Genomic DNA, 22,045 nt, shown 5'->3' on the forward strand with positions numbered 1-22,045 from the left:
AATAATGCATCGTAGTCTATAATCAATTTAACACATCTGTTTGAAACAACTGTTGGTAAAAATAGTATTAATTATTGTAATTATTGGGTGTTTTTCGTCCTGTAATACAGTTAAACGAGTATCTGAAAATGAGCACTTACTTGTTGATAATACTATTATTGTAAATGAAACCAAAAATAATAGCGAAACGATTAACAATCTTATTTACCAAAAACCAAACAGAAAACTACTCACAGTTCCTTTGCGTTTACATATTTATAATCTAGCAAGACCAAACAGAGACTCTATTTTCGAAGCTTGGTTAAATAAAGGAAACAGACGCGAACGCTTAACAAAATCACTCTCAAAAAAACAAGTAAATAAACTAAAACAATCTGCTATAGGCTTTAATAATTGGTTAAAAAAAACTGGTGAAGCGCCAACAATTTTAAGCGATACTTTAACAAAAAAATCTGTAAAACGATTAAAATCTTACTATTGGAATAATGGTTGGTTTAATGTTGAAGCGTCTTCAAAAACCACAAAGTTAGAAGATAAAAGAGCAAAAGTTAGCTACACAGTAAATACAGGAACCCCTTTTAAAGTAGATACTATTACTACTAAAATTGCTACACCAACAATAGACACCATTTACAAACAAAAAATTAAGCAGAAGTCTCTAATTAAAAGCAATACGCAATACAAAACCGAAAATTTTGTGAATGAACAGGACAGAATTACCGACGTTTTAAGAAACTCTGGCATGTACCATTTTAATAAAGAATATGTTTATTTTGAAATGGATACCATTAACAATAACCAAAAAGTTGATGTCGAAATACAAATAAAAAATAGAGCAATTACCTCTAACGATTCTATTATTAAAGTCCCTTTTAAACAATATAAAATAAAGGAAGTAAATATTTTTACTGATGGCTCTTACAATAACAGGAATAAAACGATAACAGACTCCTTAAAATATAGAGATTATAATTTATATAGTGTAGATAAAATGCGTTACAGACCAAGAGCGTTAACAGACGCTGTTTTTATCACAAAAAATGAAGTATTTAGAGACATCGACAGAGCAAGATCTTACAGGCACTTAAGCGAATTAAAAACCTTTAAATATCCTAATATAGAATACATTGAAAATGCAGACACCACACTTACAGCAAATATTTTTTTAACACCTTTAAAAAAGTTCGCTTTAGGTTTTGATGCCGAAGTCTCGCAAAGCAACATCCAAACTATTGGTTTGGCTTTTAATCCAAGTTTAAAAATACGTAATATTTTTAGAGGTGCAGAAACGCTTCAGCTTTCAGGTATTGGATCTATTGGAGCTTCCAAAGATGCTGCAAATGAGCGCGATCAGTTTTTTGATATTAATGAGATTGGTGTAGATTTAAAATTAACTATTCCTAGACTTTTTTCACCTTTTAAAACCGATAAGATTATCCCTAAATACATGCTACCAAGTACACGAATAAGTATTGCTGCTACTAGTCAAACTAATATAGGATTAGACAAGCAAACATTTCAAGGCGTGTTTAATTACCAATGGAGACCTAGTAAAAAAGTATCTAATAGACTAGATGTATTTAATGTTCAATATGTAAAAAACTTAAACACAGGTAATTATTTTGGTGTTTACCAAACCTCCTACAATCTTTTAAATTCTATAGCACAATCCTATAACGTAAACCCAAATTATTTTAATGATAATGGAAACTTAACGTTTCCTGATGGTACAAATGCTTTTATTGCAGATGCCACAATAACTCCAACTGCAGTAAGTTTAACCAATGCCGACTTAGTAGATGTTATTAATATTGAACAAAGACGACAACGATTAACTGAAGATAACCTAATATTCTCCACCAATTTTAACTTTGTTAAAGATGGAAGAGAAACCTTATTCGACGAGGACTTTTCGATTTTAAGATTGCGTTTAGAATCTGCAGGAAATGTATTATCCTTAGCGTCTAAACTGTTTGGTGTGGACAAAAATAATAGCGATCGTTACGAAATATTAGACGTTGCCTTTTCTCAATACATAAAACCAGAAATCGATTATATTAAACATTGGGATTTTGGCAGAAAAAACGTGCTAGCATTTCGCTCCTATTTTGGGATTGCAATACCTTATGGAAACTCTACAAACATTCCTTTCGCAAAAAGTTTTTTTGCTGGTGGAGCTAACGACAATCGTGCTTGGTCTGCATACAATCTTGGACCAGGAAGCTCTAAAAATAATAATGAATTTAACGAAGCTAATTTAAAATTAGCCTTTGGCGTAGAACAACGGTTTAACCTTTTTGGCGATGTTCATGGAGCTATTTTTGTCGATGCAGGAAATATTTGGAATGCACTAGACGACACCGAAATTGAAGGCGCAAACTTTACAGGCTTAAAATCTCTACAAGACATTGCTGTAGGTTCTGGCTTTGGCATACGTTACGATTTTAGCTTTTTCGTGTTTCGATTTGATATTGGTTTTAAAACCTACGATCCTGCATACAACCTTGGAAACCGATGGTTTAAAGATTACAACTTTAATAAAGCAGTCTATAACGTAGGAATTAATTATCCTTTCTAATAAAAATCAATCGATTAGCTAAAACGATTGCGTGGTTTTATCAATTATTATTTATAAAATAGTGCAATTTTCATTACTTTTGAAACGATAACAATTCAACTAAAAAAAACAAAATGGCTCACACTATAAAACCAGGAGTTGCAACCGGAAAAGAAGTACAAGAAATTTTTAAATTAGCTAAAGATAAAGGGTTTGCTTTACCAGCTGTAAACGTAATTGGATCTAACACCATTAATGCCGTTTTAGAAACAGCAGCAGCTTTAAATGCTCCTGTAATTATACAATTCTCTAATGGAGGCGCACAATTTAACGCAGGAAAAGGGTTAAGTAACGAAGATCAAAGAGCAGCTATTGCAGGTAGCATTGCAGGCGCAAAACATGTACATTTAATGGCAGAAGCTTATGGTGTTCCTGTAATTTTACATACAGACCATTGCGCAAAAAAACTATTACCTTGGATTGATGGTTTATTAGATGCTAGTGAAAAACATTTTGCCGAAACTGGCAAATCTCTTTACAGCTCGCACATGATTGATTTAAGTGAAGAACCTCTAGAAGAAAACATCGAAATCTGTAAAAACTATTTAGCCAAAATGAGCAAAATGGGAATGACTTTAGAGATTGAGTTAGGCATCACAGGAGGCGAAGAAGATGGTGTAGATAATAGCGATGTAGATGAGTCTAAACTCTACACGCAACCAGAAGAAGTGGCTTATGCTTACGAAGAGTTAATAAAAGTTAGCGACCAATTTACAATCGCAGCAGCATTTGGTAACGTACATGGTGTTTACAAACCTGGAAACGTTAAATTAACACCAAAAATTCTTAAAAATTCTCAAGAGTTTTTATCTAAAAAACATGATCTACCACACAACCATATCGATTTTGTCTTTCATGGAGGATCAGGCTCTACAGTCGAGGAAATTCGCGAAGCCATAGGCTATGGTGTTATAAAAATGAATATCGACACAGACATGCAATACGCATTTATGACAGGAGTTAGAGATTACATGGCTGAGAAAACAGACTATTTACAAGCACAAATTGGTAGTCCAGATGGACCAGAATCACCAAACAAAAAACATTACGATCCACGTGTTTGGTTACGTAAAGGCGAAACTGCATTTGTAGAGCGACTTAAAAAAGCATTCGAAGATTTAAATAACATAAATACACTATAAAATAATTTTGGCGTTACCCAAAGGGTCAGGCTCTCATTACTCGCTCTCTGCGAGGAGCTCATACAGGCCATTCGATCCTTAACGCAAGCCAAGGCTATTTTATAAAACAAAACTTCCGTTTTAGCTGCATTTACACAGTTCTAAAACGGAATTTTTTTTATTTAAAAACAATAATAAAGCAGATAGCTAAAACAAATTTTGAGTAGTATTAATAAAATGAGTAATTTTGTATGCTTATAAAAAAGTAAAACAAAACTAACTAAACAGATTTTTAGAACACCTCTAAAATATAAATAGTAAATCGACTTATGGCTTGGTTTAAAAGAAAAGATAAAGGAATACATACCTCCACAGACGAGAAAAAAGACACACCAAAAGGGTTGTGGTATAAATCTCCAACAGGAAAAATAGTAGATACAAAGGAACTCGAAAAAAACTTTTTTGTAAGTCCAGAAGATGGCTACCACGTAAGAATTGGAAGTAACGAGTATTTTCAAATTTTATTTGACGACAACAAATACAAAGAATTAGATGCCAATTTAACCTCAAAAGATCCACTTAAATTTGAGGACACTAAAAAATATCCAGACCGTTTAAAAGCAGCACAAGAAAAAACAAACCTTAAAGATGCAGTACGTACAGCAGTAGGTAAATCTAAAGGTAAAGATTTAGTGGTGTGTTGTATGGATTTTAGTTTTATTGGTGGCTCCATGGGAAGTGTTGTAGGAGAAAAAATAGCACGTGGAGCAGCACATGCTTTAAAACACAAAATCCCTTTTATGATTATCTCAAAATCTGGAGGAGCGCGTATGATGGAAGCAGCATTATCTTTAATGCAATTGGCAAAAACCTCTGTAAGATTAGCACAATTAGCAGATGCTGGAATTCCATATATTTCTTTAAGTACAGATCCAACAACAGGAGGTACAACAGCCTCTTTTGCAATGTTAGGAGACATTAATATTAGTGAGCCTGGAGCACTAATAGGTTTTGCAGGACCTAGAGTAGTAAAAGATACAACAGGACAAGAATTACCAGAAGGATTTCAAACCTCCGAGTTTTTATTGGAGCATGGTTTTTTAGACTTTATTACACACCGTAAATTTTTAAAAGACAAAGTCAATCAATATATCGATTTGATTACAAATCAGCCAATTAGAGAGTAATTAACAACATTTTATAAAACAAAAACCTCATTAGTGCATACTAGTGAGGTTTTTTTATTTGAGTATTTTAAAACTTTAATTATTCTCTTTGAGCATCACTTATTTCTTTTTCTAAATGATCTAAATATAAAATGCCATTTAAATGGTCTATTTCATGCTGAAATATCACTGCTGTAAAATCTGTGATTGTTTCTTTTATATGTTTACCATTCAGTTTATCGTATTCAATTTCAATTGATTTTGAGCGACATTTTAAAACATCACTTCTATCTGGTATCGATAAACAACCTTCTTTACGCGTCTGTTTTTCTTCAGAATAAAAAACAATTTTTGGGTTTAAATACACTTCAAAAGGAAACTCGTCTTTATCAAAACGTTGTACCCAAATAATATTTTTTAAAATACCTACTTGTGGAGCAGCTATACCAACACCTAAAGACATGCTGTCTCTTACAGTAGCATAAAGTCTGTTAACAAATGTGTTTAAAACCACATCTGTAGTATCTGGCTTTACATAAGTGCTTTTGGTCCTTAATAAAATGGAGTCTTTTTTATTAGTAATTTTAAACACTCGCATTGGATACTCAGCCTTAGCAGACATAATTAAAGCTAATTGTGCTTTCGTAAAATTTTTAGAACTTTTAGTTTTGCTGCTTGCACAACTAGAGCTAAAAAACACTAGCACAATAACAGTAAAACAAGATTTAAGGAGGTTAGCTTTCATATAAAAACATAATAATTAATAAGTTATCAAAAAAAACAACATAAGAAACGCTTCTAAATTTACTAAAAAAACAGACTTGCTTTTAATAAAAAACACTATATTTGCGCCTCGAAAGACAAGCTTTCGTTTACATAACAATCATTTACAATAATATTAGAATGTATTTAACAAAAGAAAACAAAGAGAAACTCTTTAAAAAGCATGGTAAAAATGCAAAAGACACAGGTTCTGCAGAAGGACAAATTGCATTATTTACTGAGAGAATTAACCACTTAACAGAGCACTTAAAAAATAATCGTAAAGATTATAATACAGAGCGTTCTTTAGTAAAATTAGTTGGTAAGCGTAGAGCATTACTAGATTACTTAACTAAAAAAGATATTTTAAGATATCGTGCTATAGTAAAAGAATTAGGATTAAGAAAATAATCTTTATATATAGACCACGCCTAACAGCGTGGTTTTTTGATATAGAATATTAATGTTACAGGTATTACGAACAAAGTAACAAAGCTGTATTAAACACAGTTAAAGTTTGGTTATCTCTTTAAAATAAAGATAGCTAAATCTAAACCAAAAAGTTTAGAAGCGTAATGCCAACAAATTGATTAAGCAAATTCTGAAAATAATTTCAGGATAAATAGTTTTTCATTGGCACACAACAACTACACAACACAACTACCAATGTTTAATTAGTATTAAAACTTATTTATGATTCCAAAAGTATTTAAAGAGGTTATAGACCTTGGTGATGGTAGAGAAATTTCTATCGAAACCGGAAAACTAGCAAAACAAGCGCATGGTAGCGTAGTTGTGCAATCAGGAAAATGTATGTTATTATGTACAGTAGTTTCCAATTACAAACAAAGTCCTGTTGACTTTTTACCATTAACTGTAGATTATCGTGAGAAATTTGCAGCAGCTGGTAGATATCCAGGAGGTTTCTTTAAAAGAGAAGCAAGACCAAGTGATGGTGAAGTTTTAACAATGCGTTTAGTGGACAGAGTTTTACGTCCATTATTCCCAAAAGATTATCATAGTGAAACACAAGTTATGATTCAGTTAATGTCTCATGATGATGATGTTATGCCAGACGCAATGGCTGGATTAGCAGCTTCTGCAGCAATACAATTATCAGATTTTCCTTTTGAATGTCCAATATCTGAAGCAAGAGTTGGTCGAGTAAATGGTGAATTCATTATCAATCCTACTCGTGCTCAATTAGCAGAATCTGATTTAGATATGATGATTGGTGCTTCTGCAGACTCTGTAATGATGGTAGAAGGTGAAATGGATGAGATTTCTGAAGAAGAAATGGCAGAGGCTATTAAGTTTGCTCATGAAGCAATTAAAGTACAATGTGCTGCTCAAGTACGTTTAGCTGAAGCTTTTGGTAAAAAAGACGTTCGTGAATATGAACCAGAAAGAGAAGATGAAGATTTAGCCAAAAAAATTCATGATATGGCTTATGATAAAGTGTATGCAATTGCAAAAGCTGGATCATCAAAACATGAAAGAAGCGCTGCTTTTCAAGAAGTTAAAGAAGAAATCACAGCTACTTTTTCTGAAGAAGAATTAGAAGATTATGGAGATTTAGTTTCAAAATATTATTACAAAGCAGAAAAAGCTGCAATACGTGATTTAACATTAAACGAAAGTTTACGTTTAGATGGTCGTAAAACAGATGAAATTAGACCAATTTGGTGTGAAGTAGATTACTTACCATCAACACATGGTTCTGCAGTATTTACACGTGGAGAAACACAAGCACTAGCTACTGTAACTCTAGGTACATCTAGAGATGCAAACCAATTAGATATGCCTTCTTTTGAAGGTGAAGAGCGTTTTTATTTACACTACAACTTTCCTCCTTTTTCTACAGGAGAAGCAAGACCAATACGTGGTACATCAAGACGTGAAATAGGACATGGTAATTTAGCACAACGTGCTTTAAAAGGCATGGTACCTGATGAAAGTCCATATACAGTTCGTGTGGTTTCAGAAATTTTAGAATCTAACGGTTCGTCTTCTATGGCAACAGTTTGTGCTGGCACAATGGCACTTATGGATGCTGGTGTACAATTAACAAAGCCAGTTTCTGGAATTGCAATGGGATTAATTTCTGATGCTGACTCTGGAAAATACGCTGTATTATCTGATATTTTAGGAGATGAAGATCACCTTGGTGATATGGACTTTAAAGTAACTGGAACTGCAGATGGTATTACAGCTTGCCAAATGGATATTAAAGTAAAAGGACTTTCGTATGAAATATTAGTAAATGCACTAAAACAAGCACGTGATGGACGTTTACATATTTTAGAAAAACTTACAGATACTATTGCTAAACCTAATGCAGAAGTTAAAGAACATGCACCAACAATGGTAACAAGACGTGTACCTAATGAATTTATTGGAGCATTAATAGGACCTGGAGGAAAAGTCATTCAGGAAATGCAAAAAGAAACAGATACTACTATTGTTATAAACGAAGATCCTGTAACAGAAGAAGGTATTGTTGAAATTTTAGGTGTTGGTAAAAAAGGTATTGATGCTGTATTAGCAAAAATTGATGCTATTTTATTTAAGCCTGAAGTTGGTAGTGTTTACGAAGTAAAAGTAATCAAAATGTTAGATTTTGGTGCTGTTGTTGAGTATATGGATGCTCCAGGAAACGAAGTATTATTACACGTCTCTGAACTTGCTTGGGAACGTACAGAAAATGTAAGCGATGTGGTAAACATGGGAGACGTTTTTGATGTAAAGTACTTTGGTATAGACTCTAGAACACGAAAAGAGAAAGTATCTCGTAAAGCATTGTTACCAAAGCCAGAAGGTTATGTAGCAAGACCACCAAGAGACGACAAGCGTTCTGGTGGACGTGATAACAGAGGTTCTCGTGACAATAGAGGTCGTGATAACAGACGTGACGATAGAAAACCAAGAGAAGACAAAAAAGAAGATTAATTTTCTTAACGTTTTATAATTAAGAGCCCAACAGAGATGTTGGGCTTTTTTATTATATAATTCTTAAATTGCAATTCTATTAGATCCCAATCTATACTATTATGAATACAAAATCAATTCTACTTATTACTTTTTTACTAGGCATAAAAAGCTGCTTTGCCCAAAACTATTTTATAACCACATGGGAGACCACACAAGCTAATGAGAGTATTACTATTCCAACTTATGGCACAGGATATAATTATGACATAGACTGGAATAACGATGGTGTTTTTGACACTATTGGAGTTACTGGAAATGCCAATTACAACTATCCAACTCCAGGCCTATATACTGTTGCTATCCGTGGAGAATTTCCTCGTATTTATTTTAATAATTCAGGAGATAAATTAAAAATAAAATCTATTAAAAAATGGGGAGATATAGCTTGGACTTCAATGGAAAATGCTTTTTATGGTTGTAATAATTTAACAGTAAATAGCACAGATGCACCTGACTTATCTAATGTTACAAATATGGCTAATATGTTTAAAGGCGCTATTACTTTTAATCAAACAATAAATAATTGGGATGTAAGTAATGTAACAAATATGAGTGGTTTGTTTAGTGGAGATTTTCCAACTTTTAGCTTATTTAATCAACCTATTGACAATTGGAATGTGAGCAACGTAACCAATATGAGCAAGATGTTTTTATGGTGTATTGATTTTAATCAACCTATTGGTAATTGGAATGTAGGTAATGTAACTAATATGGTCGAAATGTTTCATGGTGCTCAAAACTTTAACCAACCAATAGGAGGTTGGGATGTAAGCCAAGTAACTCTTATGTATTATATGTTTCAAGGTGCCGTAGATTTCAACCAACCTATTGGGAATTGGGATGTAAGTAATGTTATACACATGAGGTCTATGTTTGAATATGCGGTTTCTTTTAATCAACCTATTGACAATTGGGATGTAAGTAATGTGACATCTATGCTCTCTATGTTTGATGGAGCGCAAAATTTTAATCAGCCATTAACTAATTGGGATGTGAGTAATGTTACGCACTTTAATTGGATGTTTGATAATGCGACCTCTTTCAATCAACCACTTGAGAATTGGGATGTAAGTATGGCCATTAAAATGCAGGGAATGTTCAATGGTGCTATAAGTTTTAATCAACCCATTGGAGATTGGGATGTGAGTAGCGTAACAAATATGTCATATATGTTTAAAAACACTCAAAGTTTCAACCAAAACGTAGAGAATTGGGACGTAAGTAATGTACAACAACTCCAAGGGATGTTTCAAAATGCATCTGCATTTAATCAGCCTATTGGAAACTGGGATGTTTCAATTGTATTTAATTTAAGCAACATGTTTAATGGCGCGACACTTTCTACAGAAAATTATGATAACTTATTAAACGGGTGGACTACTTTAACTTTACAAAATAACTTGAATTTTCATGGAGGAAATAGCAACTATTGCAATGGTGAAACTGCGAGAAATAATATAATTAACACTTTTGGTTGGACAATTACAGACAATGATTTAGATTGTAGTGATTTATCTGTTGATGATTTTCAAACAAACGTTGTTGAAGTTTTTCCTAATCCTTCAACAGACTTTATATTTATAAAAAACAGTCCATCACACTCATTTATTATTTATAATATGAATGGACAGAAAGTTTTATCTATTAAAACAGATATAAATACAAGCTTAAAAAAGATTGACATTAGCGCTTTACAAACTGGTGTTTATTTTATAAAAATTGACGATACGCAAAAGAAAATTATAATTAATTAATTTTTTAGAATTGAAATATAAACCCACTAAAAGTCCATCAAAATTTTGATGGATTTTTAAATTAGAAACTATACATAATTCTTGGTGTTAAACTAATAGAACCTATATTTTCCTGAAGAGCACCTTCTATTTTATAAGGAGAATAATGAAAGCCTAAGCTAAAAGTAAGCTGTTCGTTATTATTAAACGTTTTTACATAATCTAATGTTGGAGCCACTAAAAAGGCTGTAATTACCTCATACTTTTCATCGTCGGAATCGCTTCCTGTATAAAAAGGATTTCTAGCGTCTGTTTTAATTACAGATGCTCCTAATCCTAATCCAATATGTAATTGCGTCGCCTTAGAAGCACTTAAATTCTTTTTAAACCTCAGCATTGGATTAAACAAAAAAGAAGCTTTAGCATTAATAGTATCTGTACTTCTCACATAATTAAAAGTGTCTTGCTGATTTGGTATTACAAATTGCAAGGCTAATTCTAACGATTTTGTTTCGGTTACAGGGAAATCCACACTAAGCTCTATTAATGGAGATACACCAAAATAATTTTTTAAAACGCCTTGTGGTAATAATACTCCTCCGCCTAGCTTAAAGGTTACTGTCTTAAAATACTCATTATACGCTGTATAATATTCGCTACTATTTTGAACTTCTAAACTATTTTTTTGTGCAGTAACACATTGTAAAGTAAAAATTAAAATGAATCCTAAAATTAAATTTTTCATAAGTTTATGTTTTAAATTTAATTCAAAATTATTGCTATAAACGCATTTTAAATAGAATAAATCACGAATACCGAAACTAATTTTTGTGATTATCACAAATTATAAGTAATATTGAAGATGTTTCAATCCGAATTTCTTATTCATTTAAAAAAAGAATTACCAGAAAACACCTCTACAATAGAAGCAGTTGCAACTGCTTTAGATATAAGTTATGATGCAGCACATAGACGCGTAAGTTTAAAGAGTAAATTTTCTTTAGACGAAAGTGTAACCTTAGCCAAATACTATAACTTATCCTTAGACAGGCTATTTGAAACTACCTCTAATGAGTTTATTACCATTGAAAAAACTAAACATATTGAAAATGAAGCAGAATTAAAACGTTATTTTGAGGATTCTTACAATTCACTTCTTCCTTTATTAAAACAAAAAGGGAGTTCCATTTTATATTCGGCCAAAGACATTCCCTTGTTTTATAATCTTAATGGAGATACTTTAAGCCAGTTTAAATACTACGTATGGCTCAAATTACTAAATCCAAAATTAGCCACTCAAAGCTTTAATAGTTTTGCAGTACACTCCTCATTAATAGAAGCTGGTAAAAAGCTAGGAAGTTTGTATAATGATTTAACGACTTCAGAAATTTGGGACATTACCTCTGTAAATAGTACGTTAAAACAAATTCATTTTTACCATCTTGCAGGACAAGTTAGTACTAAAATTGCTTTAGAATTATGCGATTTATTAAAAGATTTAATGCAACGTATTTTAGATAAATTGGTTGCTAATCCAACATCCTTTAAACTGTATTACAATGAATTGCATTTAATGAACAACAATGTTTTAGTAAGCACTACCAATACTCAAATGTTATATGTGCCATTTACGTTATTGTCGTATTATAAAACTAGCGACAATTATACTTGCAAAGAAGCCAAAGTATTTTTAAACAAACAATTACAAAATTCAAAATTATTAAATACTACTGGCGAAAAGGAACGCAACAGTTTTTTTAATAAAATTAACGCTAAAATTGATGCCTTACAAAGTTTAATTAAAGCAAAACATATATTGGATTTTGAGTAAATTATTTAATAAAAGCCAAGACGTTAAAGCCATACTTAAACATAAATACATGCTCAAAAACTTGCATATGTGCTCTATTTTCTTATATTTTATAGTATGATTAAAGCAGATAAAGAAAAACACAAGGACATTTTAAAGGATTCAGTTAACTATTTAGAACTTCGAGGTTTTGAGAATATAAAAGCCGATACAGAAGGCTACGAAACTCCAAAATCGTACACAAAAAAAGGAAGTGACATTTCTATTACACCAGACATTGTTGCTACTAAAGAAGGACGAAAACACTATTTTGATATTAGTTTAAAAAGCGAAAAAACTAAATTATTAAAATCTAAGTGGTTGTTTTTAAATACGCTAAGCGCATTAAAATCTCATAAATTTAGATTAATTACAACAAGAGGACACTTTAAATTTACTAACGACATGTTAGAAGATATTAACCTATTTGATAAAAAATTAATTAAAATTTAGATCCATATACTATTACAGATATAAAAGCTTAACAGAGATGTTAAGCTTTTTTTATACAATATTTCTAATTGGTTATACCAAGTAAAATTCGAAAAACTTTTAGGTATTAGACGCAACCTTTTTAAAGTTTACAGACTATAGGTAAATACTAAAAACAAAAATCATGAAATCTATACTTAAAATTTTATCAATTTTTATTTTAATAACAACAGTACATAGTTGCCAAGATGAGCCTGTAGGCTCAACTATTAATGCTGAGGATATAATCGAAGTCGATTCAGAATTATACAATCTATTAGATAGAGTGGCAGATATTGAAAATACTGAAAACGAATTAACGTGTATAGAGTTCTTGTATCCAGTGGCTCTTTACGTATTTAACGAAGATGTACAATTATTAAATTCGCAACAAATAACTACAGACCAAGAATTTAGTGACTTTTTAGGAAGTCTAGACCCTAATTACTCTATAAGTATAAGCTATCCAATAGCTACTACTTTAAATGATGGCTCTGTATTTACTATTAATACAAATGAAGAATTAAAAGATGTAATAGATAATTGTATTGAAGAGTTAGAAGAAGAGGAAGAAATTTATGACTGCGAGCAATTAATAAGAAATTGTGTTTGGAAAGTAGGCTATATTCACAATACAGACAACACATATTTAGGAGCTGTATTTAATGAAGCAGATGGAGCAACATCATTAATATTTGATAATAGTGTTTATTTTGGTTCTTGGAACGCGTTATTTATTGAAGGAGAATTACATATAAATATTAGTTTAAACACCCAAAGCGAAGTTGGCACAGACATGAATTTTGATTGGAAAGTCCAATATCTTAACGGAAGTTCTATTAAACTTACTAATGGAGACAAAACAATGGTTTTACACCAATATTGCGACACCGATTATGCGCTTTGTAGTACTTTTGATTTTGAGGCTTGCGAAATGGAATCCGTTCCTGGTTATGCAGAAATAACAACAGAAGATTACACATATTGTATTAAAAATATTCTTAGAATTGATGAAGAAGAAACATTTACCATTGGTTATTTTGAAACCTATGAAGACGCTAATACGCAATTAAACGAAATACCTCAAGACCAACCTTATGTTAATAGTACACCAAATGTTCAATATCTATATGTAAGAATTACTAATACCGAAGACAATTCGTTTTTTATAATACAACTCACAATTACAATAGTTAATTGCTAATATTACAGTAAATTAAAACCCTTTTTTTTGAAATTAGACCAGTTAATTAAGGCCTGTAAAAAGAAAAATATTAAGGCACAAAAAGAATTATACGAGACTTACAAAGACGCGTTGTTCTGCCTGTGCCTTAAATATTGTAAAAATAAAGAGGAAGCAGAAGACAATCTCCAGGATACTTTTATAGAAGTATTTAAAAACATAAAAAGGTATAATGGCAAAGGCTCTTTTGAGGGTTGGCTAAAACGCATTACCATTAATAAAGCTATTGACAAATACAAAAAAGAAAGCTATATAAATATTGTAATTAACGATGCTATATTAAAAGACCAAACTATTGAAACTTCGCCAATTAATCTACCATTACACACCATTTTAAACTTAGTGCAAAATTTACCAAGTAGATATAGAATGGTTTTTAACCTCTACGAATTAGATAATTATACACATAAAGAAATTGCATCATTACTTAGTATTAGCGAAGGCACCTCTAAATCTAATTTACACAGAGCAAAAACTATATTAAAAGATAAAATTGAGCAAATCAATTTCTCTGAAACAAAAAAAAATAACCAAAATGGATACTAAAAAAGATATAGGTAAAGCCATAAAAAACAGTCTCTCTCAATTAAATGAAACTCCTAGCGAAAACGTATGGGAAAACATTGAGCTTGAATTAAAAAAAGAAGAAAAAGACGATTACATTATCCCTTTTTGGTTTAAATACGGAAGTATTGCTGTTGCATTACTATTAATTTTATTTTTAATCTTTAATACAAATTCTTCAATTAAAAATAATATTAAAAAACAACCCTCCCAAAATATAATTGTTGATCAAAAACTTGAAAACAAAGCAAAGTCTAAGATCTCTAATCATAACACTCAGCTTAATAATACTATTATTAATACATCAGTTTCGACTAAAAAAATAACGCACACAAATAGTAATAAAAACACTACTTCAAATTCTATAAAACGAAATAATTTTTTATTTAATAGTGTTTCAAAAAACAGTAAAAACGCTTCTATAAACAATAAGCCAAATACAATTGTAGCTTCTGAGAACGTTAATAGCTCTAATACATTAAATAATAATGTTCAATTAGAGAAAACAAATAAATCAAATTCATTAATCAACTCTAAAACTCAAATTACTGAAGAATTAAAAGTGGAAAATGATACAGTTGTAACACATAAAAACATTGTATTAAATCAAGACGAAAAAACACAAGAAAAAGAAACTAAAAAACAACAATCTAAAAGCAAATGGCAAGTAATGCCTTTTGTATCTGCAGATTATTATGGAAGCTATAATACTGCCAGAAAAAAGAATACCACTTTTAATTATGGTGTTTACCTAACTTATAAAGCAAACGAAGATTTATCAATTAGACTTGGTGCTAAACCTGTAGTTTTTGAGTTCACAGAAAAACAAGAAAGTACTACCATAAATAAAGTTATTAAATATACCGAAATTCCATTAGAAATAAAATACAGATTGTATGATAATTATATAGATACCTCTGTTGTATTTGGATTAAGCTATTTACTGTTGGAAAAAGATGAAACGTATTCTAACAACGTGCCAATAACAACATACGACCAACCCTTTTCTACCACAAACATCTCATTAAACGCTGGGTTTAATTTCGAAAAATCAATCACAAAAAGATTTAGTATTAATGTAGAACCAACCTTTAAACTGCATCTAAACACGTTTAAAAAACCCTCTAATAATGGAGCGTTTAATGTTTCTGTTTTAACAGGAATTCAATATTCTTTTTAAAAAAAACATATTTTTTGTAACAAAAAATAGTTTTTAAACGTATAACAAGTGATAGCAATTTATTCAATACAATAAAATCACTTATTTATTAGATGAGACAACTTAAAATTACGAAGCAGGTTACTAACAGAGAAACCGCTTCCTTAGATAAATACCTCCAAGAAATTGGTAAAGTTGACCTTATTACAGCTGACGAAGAAGTAGAGTTAGCACAACGTATTAAGGCTGGTGACCAATTGGCTTTAGAGAAGTTAACAAAAGCAAACTTACGTTTTGTAGTTTCTGTAGCAAAGCAATATCAAAATCAAGGATTAACCTTACCAGATTTAATTAATGAAGGTAATTTAGGTTTAATTAAAGCTGCGCAACGTTTTGACGAAACGCGTGGTTTTAAATTTATCTCCTATGCTGTTTGGTGGATTAGACAATCTATTTTACAAGCATTAGCAGAGCAATCTCGTATTGTACGTTTACCTCTAAACAAGATTGGTTCTATTAATAAAATAAACAAAACGTTTGCTTTTTTAGAGCAAGCGCATGAGCGACCACCAAGTCCTGAAGAAATTGCAAAGGAATTGGATATGACAATTAACGATGTGAAGGAATCTTTAAAAAATTCTGGTCGTCACGTTAGTATGGATGCACCATTAATACAAGGTGAAGATTCTAACCTTTACGATGTTTTAAACTCTGGAGAGTCACCAAATCCTGATCGTGAGCTTTTACACGAATCTTTACGTACTGAGATTGAACGTGCTTTAGAGACATTAACACCTCGTGAAGCAGATGTTATTAGACTTTATTTTGGTTTAGCAAGTGAGCATCCAATGACTTTAGAAGAAATTGGCGAAACGTTTGATTTAACACGTGAGCGTGTAAGACAAATTAAAGAAAAAGCAATTCGTAGATTAAAACACACATCGCGTAGTAAAATATTAAAAACATACTTAGGCTAATACCTAAGTTACAGTAACAAACAGTTATTCATAACTGTTCGTTTTTTGATTGATGAAAGAACCCGAAGCTGATTACTTCGGGTTCACTCATTTTATAATCCCAACTCTAAATCTCTTCTTAAAGGGAAGAGACTTAAAAAAGACTTTTCTATATTTGTGCAAACAACACAAACTACTCTACAATGGCTTCAAAATTAATTGCACCTTCCATGCTTGCTGCCGATTTTGGCAACTTACAACGTGACACAGAAATGGTTAATAATAGTGATGCCGATTGGTTTCATATAGACGTGATGGATGGTCACTTTGTACCAAACATATCGTATGGAATGCCTGTAATTGCAGCTATTAAAAAACACGCTACAAAGCCGCTAGATGTGCATTTAATGATTGAGAAACCAGAACGCTACATAGAAGAATTCGCAAAGGTTGGTGCAGATATTATTACTGTGCATCATGAATCGACTGTACATTTACACAGAACGTTAAGACAAATAAAAGATGCTGGCTGTAAAGCTGGCATAGTACTAAACATTACTACTCCTGTATCTGTTTTAGAAGATATTTTACCAGAGTGTTATATGGTTTTATTAATGTCTATTAATCCTGGTTTTGGAGGCCAAAAATTTGAAGAAGTAACTTACCAACGTATTCGTAAATTGCGCAAAATGATTACTGAGCAAGGTTTAGACACTAAAATAGAAATTGATGGAGGTGTTACAGATAAAAACATTAAAAAGTTAGTAGAAGCTGGCGCAGATGTTTTTGTTGCAGGAAGTCATGTGTTTAAGAGTAATAATCAAACAGAAACGATTAAACGCTTAAAACAATTAGCAAATTCATAACATTAGGCTTCAAATTATTTGAAGCCTAATTAATTTTATTAAAACAGTAGTTTTAAAATTGTTGAAGTAAATAATTAATTAAGTCTGTTGTAGTAACAATACCTACTAAAGTATTATTCTCTAAAACTGGCAATGCATGAAACTCTTTTGTAGCTAATATTTCTGCCACTTCTTTAATAGTTGTATCACTAGAAACAGTAACTAAATTTTTTGCCATTACCTGCTCTATAGTAAACATATTATAGACCATTGTTTCCACATTTTTTGCATCTTCATCTACGGCATCTGCAAAGCTAATTCTTAACAAATCTGTATAGCTTAACATTCCAATTATAACTTCTCCACTCACAACTGGAATATGTCTTATCTTATGGAGTTTAAACAACTCTTCCGCACGATCTAATTCATCGGTTTTGTTTAATGCTATGACGTTTTTTGTCATTATTTCAGAAACTGGTGCTCTTTTTTTCATCTTAATAGGGTTTTAAATTCACTATTAAAGTTAGACTAAAAACACTTCTAATAATATGATAAAAGTCAGTTATAAAAAAAAATATTATCTAATTGAAGTCCCAATCAGATTTAGAATAAATTTAGGGGAAACAATTAAATTATTTGTTAAATATTCTTCTACCAGCAGACACAAAATTGGTTAACCAGTAATCATCTGTTAAATCACCAATTTTAATTTTTTGAGTTGATTGGTTTGATTTATAAACAAATTTATTGTTATGCAAATACACACCAACTTGTGTGATTTGAGAATCTGATCCGTTTTTTTCTTTAAAAAACAACAAATCACCTTCTCTTAAATAGGCTTTACTAGTAAATTTGTTTGTTAACTCCGAATTATATAAATCCATTATTGAGGTTTCAATAGAAAGCTCATATCCATTAATATACAATCCTTCTAAAAACAACAGTCCATCGCTATCATCTTCAAAAGTTTCGTTATACCATTGGTCGATATAAGAGTACAACTCTACATTTGTCAAATTTTCTACACTAACATTAAATAGCTTGGCATATTTATATTGTAAATCACTAAAGAGAGTAGATTGATTATTAATCTCATTAGATGAGTTGTTTTGCAAGGTTGGCTTTGTTTTTTCAATATCCAATTCTGCATAAATTTCTTGTTCTAATAACTCTTTTCTTTCTTTACTAAGTTTCTTTTCTTTCCTCCTAAGTTCTTTAAGTTTTTTCTTCCTTAATTTAGCTAATTGAATATCTCTTTTTTGGTTTCGTCTTTTTCTCTTAAAACCTTCTTTATAAGTGAGTTCTAGTTTAATGTTTTCTACTTTAATGGGCTTGCCTTCTATAAATTCAATTAAAAACCCTTTGGTTATGTAATTTTTATGCGAAACCAAACCAACAAAAAGACCTGAGGTTGTATCAGTTTTAATAGTAAACTGTCCCTTTAAATCAGACTCTACATTAATACCTAAGTCTTTAACCTCTATAATTGCTTCTGAAATAGGTTTTGAATTTTGTTTATCTAATACAAAACTTTTAAAGTCACTACTTTGTGAAAAGCCAACAAAGAAGCTAAAAAAAACAATTATTACTATATATATATTTTTTTTCATAATTAGGATTGATTGCGCTAAAAATAAAAAAAATAAACAATTAAAATATTGGTTAACACAAGTTTAATTTAGATAACGAATTTTAATGCTTTTAAACGTTTTATTTTTATTATATACGTGTATAGTATCTATCTTTAATTCTTTTAAATGTAAGAAAACTAAACTCCTTAAATGAGAAAAATAATACTCGTAGTCATTCTTATTACTAGTTTTAAAGCAATTGGACAAAATAATGATTTTTTTCAATACTCATATCGATCTCAAGGAGCTAAAGTAGCAGGTGCTTATTATAATATTGGCGAAAATAGTTTTGGTTACAATGCTTTTTTAGGATTTCATTTTTTAGATGGGTTATCGTTTAATGCTATAGTAGGAAAACGAAAATTTGAGTTAAGAAATTACTCTGAGAATATTCTGGAAGTAGGAGGCGAGATTAATTTAATGGTTTGGAGTATAAACGAGCGACGTTTAACTTCTTCTGTATTGTATGGATTTAATGTATCTGTTAGTATTGGTGGCATGACAGAGTTTGTTAATAATTCATCACAGGTTATACTTGCAGATCCTTATCCCAAACTTAGCTATATTACAGGTGGTATATATTTAGAATCCTCCTTAATAGAAACCTTAAAAATCGCAGCTTATGCAAGACAATGGTATGGGTTTGGACAAGATACAGTAACTATAGGAAACAAAAGGTATGATATAGGCTTAGGTCTTAGATATTACTTTTTATAGAACATTATTTTTATGAAACATTTTACAATTATAATTTTATTATTGTTTGGCTTTACTATATATGCTCAAAATTCTATTATTATTCCAAATACTATAGAATATGGTGTCGCTTTTACACCTACACCCAATATTGATTATGATTCATTACAAATTTATTGCAATCCAGATAACAGTTGTGGGACTGCTGCATACGGTTATAATTTATTTGGATACTCAGTAATAGATCAAAATGGTTTTGTTGTTAGTGGCCCTACACCTCTCGATGGAAATGGTCAAATAACACTTACGTGTGATAGTGTACCTGCAAATGGTGTATTTAAAATAAGAGCTAATATTAGTGTTTATTACGAATGTGCTAATTTTCCTGAACTTGTACTTTGTAATAATGATAATAATAATGTTTTTATAGAATCTAATTTTCGAACCTTGCAAACTCCTGCTCCAACTCTTATTTCTCCAGTTATTAGCTCATTCTGTTCTGATAGTGATTTAACATTTGCAGCTAACGCGCCTTCAGGTTTAAACTACGTCACATATTATTGGTATAAAAACGACTTTACCACTCCTGTTAGTACCACAACAATTAATACGTTTCAGTTTAATAATTTACAAAATGGGGATGTAGTTGGTGTTTCAGGTAGTTACTTTTGTACATCTGAGTCTGAAATAACTACTAATATTATTAACAATCATAATTTTAATCCAGAAATAATATCGGTTATAGAACCTAGTGTTACATCAGTTTGTTTTGGAGAAACCCTAACATATACTGTTAATGCCATTAATGCAACTGGCTACCAGTATTTTATCGATGGTGCATCACCTGGACCTAGCAATAGTAATGTTTATACTACTTCATCAACTTTAGCTCCTGGAAATCATACTTTAGAGATTGTTCCTACAAATGGAACTTGTATTTCTAATGTTTATACAACTAGTTTTACAATTATAGAAAAACCTACTATAAATTCCATTTCTCCATTAAGTTCTCCAGTTTGTATAGATACAGATCCTACAACAGATAATTATATGCCTATTGATATTGATGGAGAACATTATAACATTATATATTCTTATGCAGATGCGGCTTTAACAGAATTTTTAGGATACTCTTCTAACGTTAATATAACCACGCTAAATACAGGAGCAAACACTATTTATATACAGTTAGGGCATGATCTTAATAACTGTTTGTCTGATGTTTATCCATTATCATTTACTATAAGCGAAGAACCTGGTCCTATATCTTTAAATTATTCAGGAAGCAATACTATTTGTGAAGATGAATTAATTGTAAATGTAAGTAGTGATAATGCTACAGATTTTAATTTTCAATTATTACAAGGTAATAATAATATTAGTTTTACTCCTGTTATAATTAACAACAATGACGGTACAGCACAGGCTACATTTGATTTAAATAGTTCCGTTTTGTCGCCATCTATAGTTTATACAATAAGAGTTGGCGCATTTAATGACTGTGGCAACGCTACATCACAAACATTTAATTTTACTATTGGAGAAGCGGTAGAGAATTTTAACGTTACACCAACATTTACAGAAGTCTGCCAAGGGGAAATTATAAATATTGAGGCATCAACAACAAACACAGCTAGTTACGGTTTTTTTTCTGATGCAGCTGCGACAATTCCTATAACTTACGGACAATTAATTTATGATACCCAGCCTGGATTAGCGGTTTTAACTATAGACTCTAATAATTTAACTATTGGAACAACTACAATTTATGCAAGCGCTACAACTGGAGATTGTAATTCAAACATTATAGCTATTAATATAACAGTAAATGCATTACCTAATCTTCCAACAGTTACTTCTAACACATCGGTCTGTTCTGGTGGAGACGCTGTATTTATAATAAATGGAGATGCAAATAGTGAAGTAAGCTATTTAATTTCAAATTTATTTACTACACTACCAGGCACAGCAATTATAAGCTCTAATGGCACAGCAGAAGTTACATTATCAGGCATTACAGAAAACACAACAATAATGCTATCTAGTGTTTCTGAAGATAATTGTAGTTTAATAATACAAGATGTTAGTGCTGTTACCTTAATTTTAAGTGCACCAGAAGTCGATTCGCTTCCTAATCAAATAGAATGTGCAAGTTTTACACTTCCTTCGCTTTCTCCTGGTAATAACTATTACAATGGCAGTTTGCTAGATACAACTACCACTCCTGTTTTACTTAATGAA

At 31.1% G+C, this 22,045-nt stretch carries 19 protein-coding genes; 15 read left to right on the forward strand and 4 right to left on the reverse strand.

Annotation, left to right across the window (positions count from 1 at the left end):
- Positions 1-40: 40 nt before the first annotated feature.
- From tamL to accD, 3 genes are all read left to right on the forward strand, one after another.
- Entirely contained in the window at positions 41-2,578 is a 2,538-nt protein-coding gene (tamL, locus tag ACVC5O_RS00685) for a translocation and assembly module lipoprotein TamL (protein ID WP_452219533.1), read from the forward strand.
- A gap of 113 nt (positions 2,579-2,691) precedes the next feature.
- Positions 2,692-3,759, forward strand: a complete 1,068-nt coding sequence (gene fbaA / locus ACVC5O_RS00690; RefSeq protein WP_452219534.1) for a class II fructose-bisphosphate aldolase — start codon at positions 2,692-2,694, stop codon at positions 3,757-3,759.
- A 308-nt stretch (positions 3,760-4,067) separates the two neighbouring features.
- The gene (accD, locus tag ACVC5O_RS00695) at positions 4,068-4,925 is read left to right on the forward strand and encodes an acetyl-CoA carboxylase, carboxyltransferase subunit beta (protein ID WP_452219535.1); all 858 of its coding nucleotides are present in this window, start codon (positions 4,068-4,070) and stop codon (positions 4,923-4,925) included.
- Positions 4,926-5,004: 79 nt separating this feature from the next.
- Here accD and def read toward each other — a convergent pair whose 3' ends face one another.
- Positions 5,005-5,526 carry a peptide deformylase gene (def, locus tag ACVC5O_RS00700; protein WP_452219536.1) on the reverse strand — a complete coding sequence of 174 codons (522 nt, stop codon included), beginning with the start codon at positions 5,524-5,526 and terminating at the stop codon, positions 5,005-5,007.
- 281 nt (positions 5,527-5,807) lie between these two features.
- Here def and rpsO point away from each other — a divergent pair, with 281 nt between their 5' ends.
- From rpsO to ACVC5O_RS00715, 3 genes are all read left to right on the forward strand, one after another.
- A complete protein-coding gene (gene rpsO / locus ACVC5O_RS00705; RefSeq protein ID WP_452219537.1) occupies positions 5,808-6,077 on the forward strand; it encodes a 30S ribosomal protein S15 in 270 nt (89 codons plus the stop codon).
- Between the two features lie 282 nt (positions 6,078-6,359).
- Complete coding sequence (locus ACVC5O_RS00710; protein WP_452219538.1) at positions 6,360-8,615, forward strand: polyribonucleotide nucleotidyltransferase; 2,256 nt, start codon at positions 6,360-6,362, stop codon at positions 8,613-8,615.
- A 101-nt stretch (positions 8,616-8,716) separates the two neighbouring features.
- Positions 8,717-10,411 (forward strand): BspA family leucine-rich repeat surface protein, encoded by a 1,695-nt coding sequence (locus tag ACVC5O_RS00715; RefSeq protein WP_452219539.1) that lies wholly within the window; start codon positions 8,717-8,719, stop codon positions 10,409-10,411.
- Between the two features lie 61 nt (positions 10,412-10,472).
- On the opposite strand, the gene ACVC5O_RS00720 is transcribed toward ACVC5O_RS00715, so the two are convergent.
- Entirely contained in the window at positions 10,473-11,135 is a 663-nt protein-coding gene (locus ACVC5O_RS00720; RefSeq protein ID WP_452219540.1) for a hypothetical protein, read from the reverse strand.
- A gap of 117 nt (positions 11,136-11,252) precedes the next feature.
- On the opposite strand from ACVC5O_RS00720, the gene ACVC5O_RS00725 reads away from it, so the two are divergent.
- The 7 genes from ACVC5O_RS00725 (at position 11,253) to rpe (ending at position 17,498) form a co-directional block, all read left to right on the forward strand.
- Entirely contained in the window at positions 11,253-12,221 is a 969-nt protein-coding gene (locus ACVC5O_RS00725; RefSeq protein ID WP_452219541.1) for a hypothetical protein, read from the forward strand.
- 96 nt (positions 12,222-12,317) lie between these two features.
- On the forward strand, positions 12,318-12,692 hold the full coding sequence (locus ACVC5O_RS00730) for a hypothetical protein (RefSeq protein WP_452219542.1): 375 nt from the start codon (positions 12,318-12,320) through the stop codon (positions 12,690-12,692).
- A 163-nt stretch (positions 12,693-12,855) separates the two neighbouring features.
- Positions 12,856-13,914, forward strand: a complete 1,059-nt coding sequence (locus tag ACVC5O_RS00735) for a hypothetical protein (protein ID WP_452219543.1) — start codon at positions 12,856-12,858, stop codon at positions 13,912-13,914.
- Positions 13,915-13,941: 27 nt separating this feature from the next.
- Entirely contained in the window at positions 13,942-14,499 is a 558-nt protein-coding gene (locus ACVC5O_RS00740) for an RNA polymerase sigma factor (RefSeq protein ID WP_452219544.1), read from the forward strand.
- A complete protein-coding gene (locus ACVC5O_RS00745; protein ID WP_452219545.1) occupies positions 14,489-15,697 on the forward strand; it encodes a hypothetical protein in 1,209 nt (402 codons plus the stop codon). The genes ACVC5O_RS00740 and ACVC5O_RS00745 overlap by 11 nt, the downstream gene beginning before the upstream one ends.
- Before the next feature lie 92 nt (positions 15,698-15,789).
- Positions 15,790-16,653: a sigma-70 family RNA polymerase sigma factor gene (locus tag ACVC5O_RS00750; RefSeq protein WP_452219546.1), complete on the forward strand. Its 864-nt coding sequence runs from the start codon at positions 15,790-15,792 to the stop codon at positions 16,651-16,653.
- A 182-nt stretch (positions 16,654-16,835) separates the two neighbouring features.
- Positions 16,836-17,498, forward strand: coding sequence for a ribulose-phosphate 3-epimerase (gene rpe / locus ACVC5O_RS00755; RefSeq protein WP_452219547.1), 663 nt, complete (start codon positions 16,836-16,838; stop codon positions 17,496-17,498).
- 52 nt (positions 17,499-17,550) lie between these two features.
- On the opposite strand, the gene ACVC5O_RS00760 is transcribed toward rpe, so the two are convergent.
- Entirely contained in the window at positions 17,551-17,970 is a 420-nt protein-coding gene (locus ACVC5O_RS00760) for a CBS domain-containing protein (protein ID WP_452219548.1), read from the reverse strand.
- A gap of 139 nt (positions 17,971-18,109) precedes the next feature.
- A complete protein-coding gene (locus tag ACVC5O_RS00765) occupies positions 18,110-19,087 on the reverse strand; it encodes an NlpC/P60 family protein (protein WP_452219549.1) in 978 nt (325 codons plus the stop codon).
- Between the two features lie 171 nt (positions 19,088-19,258).
- On the opposite strand from ACVC5O_RS00765, the gene ACVC5O_RS00770 reads away from it, so the two are divergent.
- On the forward strand, positions 19,259-19,825 hold the full coding sequence (locus tag ACVC5O_RS00770; protein WP_452219550.1) for a hypothetical protein: 567 nt from the start codon (positions 19,259-19,261) through the stop codon (positions 19,823-19,825).
- Positions 19,826-19,837: 12 nt separating this feature from the next.
- Positions 19,838-22,045: hypothetical protein (locus ACVC5O_RS00775; protein WP_452219551.1), on the forward strand; the 2,208-nt coding region annotated here is incomplete at its 3' end.

Source organism: Lacinutrix salivirga (assembly GCF_053604675.1).

Excerpts from the sequence above, each read along its gene's own strand:
- fbaA (WP_452219534.1), top strand. The coding sequence starts at position 2,692 with ATGGCTCACACTATAAAACCAGGAGTTGCAACCGGAAAAGAAGTACAA.
- accD (WP_452219535.1), top strand. The coding sequence starts at position 4,068 with ATGGCTTGGTTTAAAAGAAAAGATAAAGGAATACATACCTCCACAGAC.
- def (WP_452219536.1), bottom strand. The coding sequence starts at position 5,526 with ATGTCTGCTAAGGCTGAGTATCCAATGCGAGTGTTTAAAATTACTAAT.
- rpsO (WP_452219537.1), top strand. The coding sequence starts at position 5,808 with ATGTATTTAACAAAAGAAAACAAAGAGAAACTCTTTAAAAAGCATGGT.
- ACVC5O_RS00710 (WP_452219538.1), top strand. The coding sequence starts at position 6,360 with ATGATTCCAAAAGTATTTAAAGAGGTTATAGACCTTGGTGATGGTAGA.
- ACVC5O_RS00715 (WP_452219539.1), top strand. The coding sequence starts at position 8,717 with ATGAATACAAAATCAATTCTACTTATTACTTTTTTACTAGGCATAAAA.
- ACVC5O_RS00720 (WP_452219540.1), bottom strand. The coding sequence starts at position 11,135 with ATGAAAAATTTAATTTTAGGATTCATTTTAATTTTTACTTTACAATGT.
- ACVC5O_RS00725 (WP_452219541.1), top strand. The coding sequence starts at position 11,253 with ATGTTTCAATCCGAATTTCTTATTCATTTAAAAAAAGAATTACCAGAA.
- ACVC5O_RS00730 (WP_452219542.1), top strand. The coding sequence starts at position 12,318 with ATGATTAAAGCAGATAAAGAAAAACACAAGGACATTTTAAAGGATTCA.
- ACVC5O_RS00735 (WP_452219543.1), top strand. The coding sequence starts at position 12,856 with ATGAAATCTATACTTAAAATTTTATCAATTTTTATTTTAATAACAACA.
- ACVC5O_RS00745 (WP_452219545.1), top strand. The coding sequence starts at position 14,489 with ATGGATACTAAAAAAGATATAGGTAAAGCCATAAAAAACAGTCTCTCT.
- ACVC5O_RS00750 (WP_452219546.1), top strand. The coding sequence starts at position 15,790 with ATGAGACAACTTAAAATTACGAAGCAGGTTACTAACAGAGAAACCGCT.
- rpe (WP_452219547.1), top strand. The coding sequence starts at position 16,836 with ATGGCTTCAAAATTAATTGCACCTTCCATGCTTGCTGCCGATTTTGGC.
- ACVC5O_RS00760 (WP_452219548.1), bottom strand. The coding sequence starts at position 17,970 with ATGAAAAAAAGAGCACCAGTTTCTGAAATAATGACAAAAAACGTCATA.
- ACVC5O_RS00765 (WP_452219549.1), bottom strand. The coding sequence starts at position 19,087 with ATGAAAAAAAATATATATATAGTAATAATTGTTTTTTTTAGCTTCTTT.
- ACVC5O_RS00770 (WP_452219550.1), top strand. The coding sequence starts at position 19,259 with ATGAGAAAAATAATACTCGTAGTCATTCTTATTACTAGTTTTAAAGCA.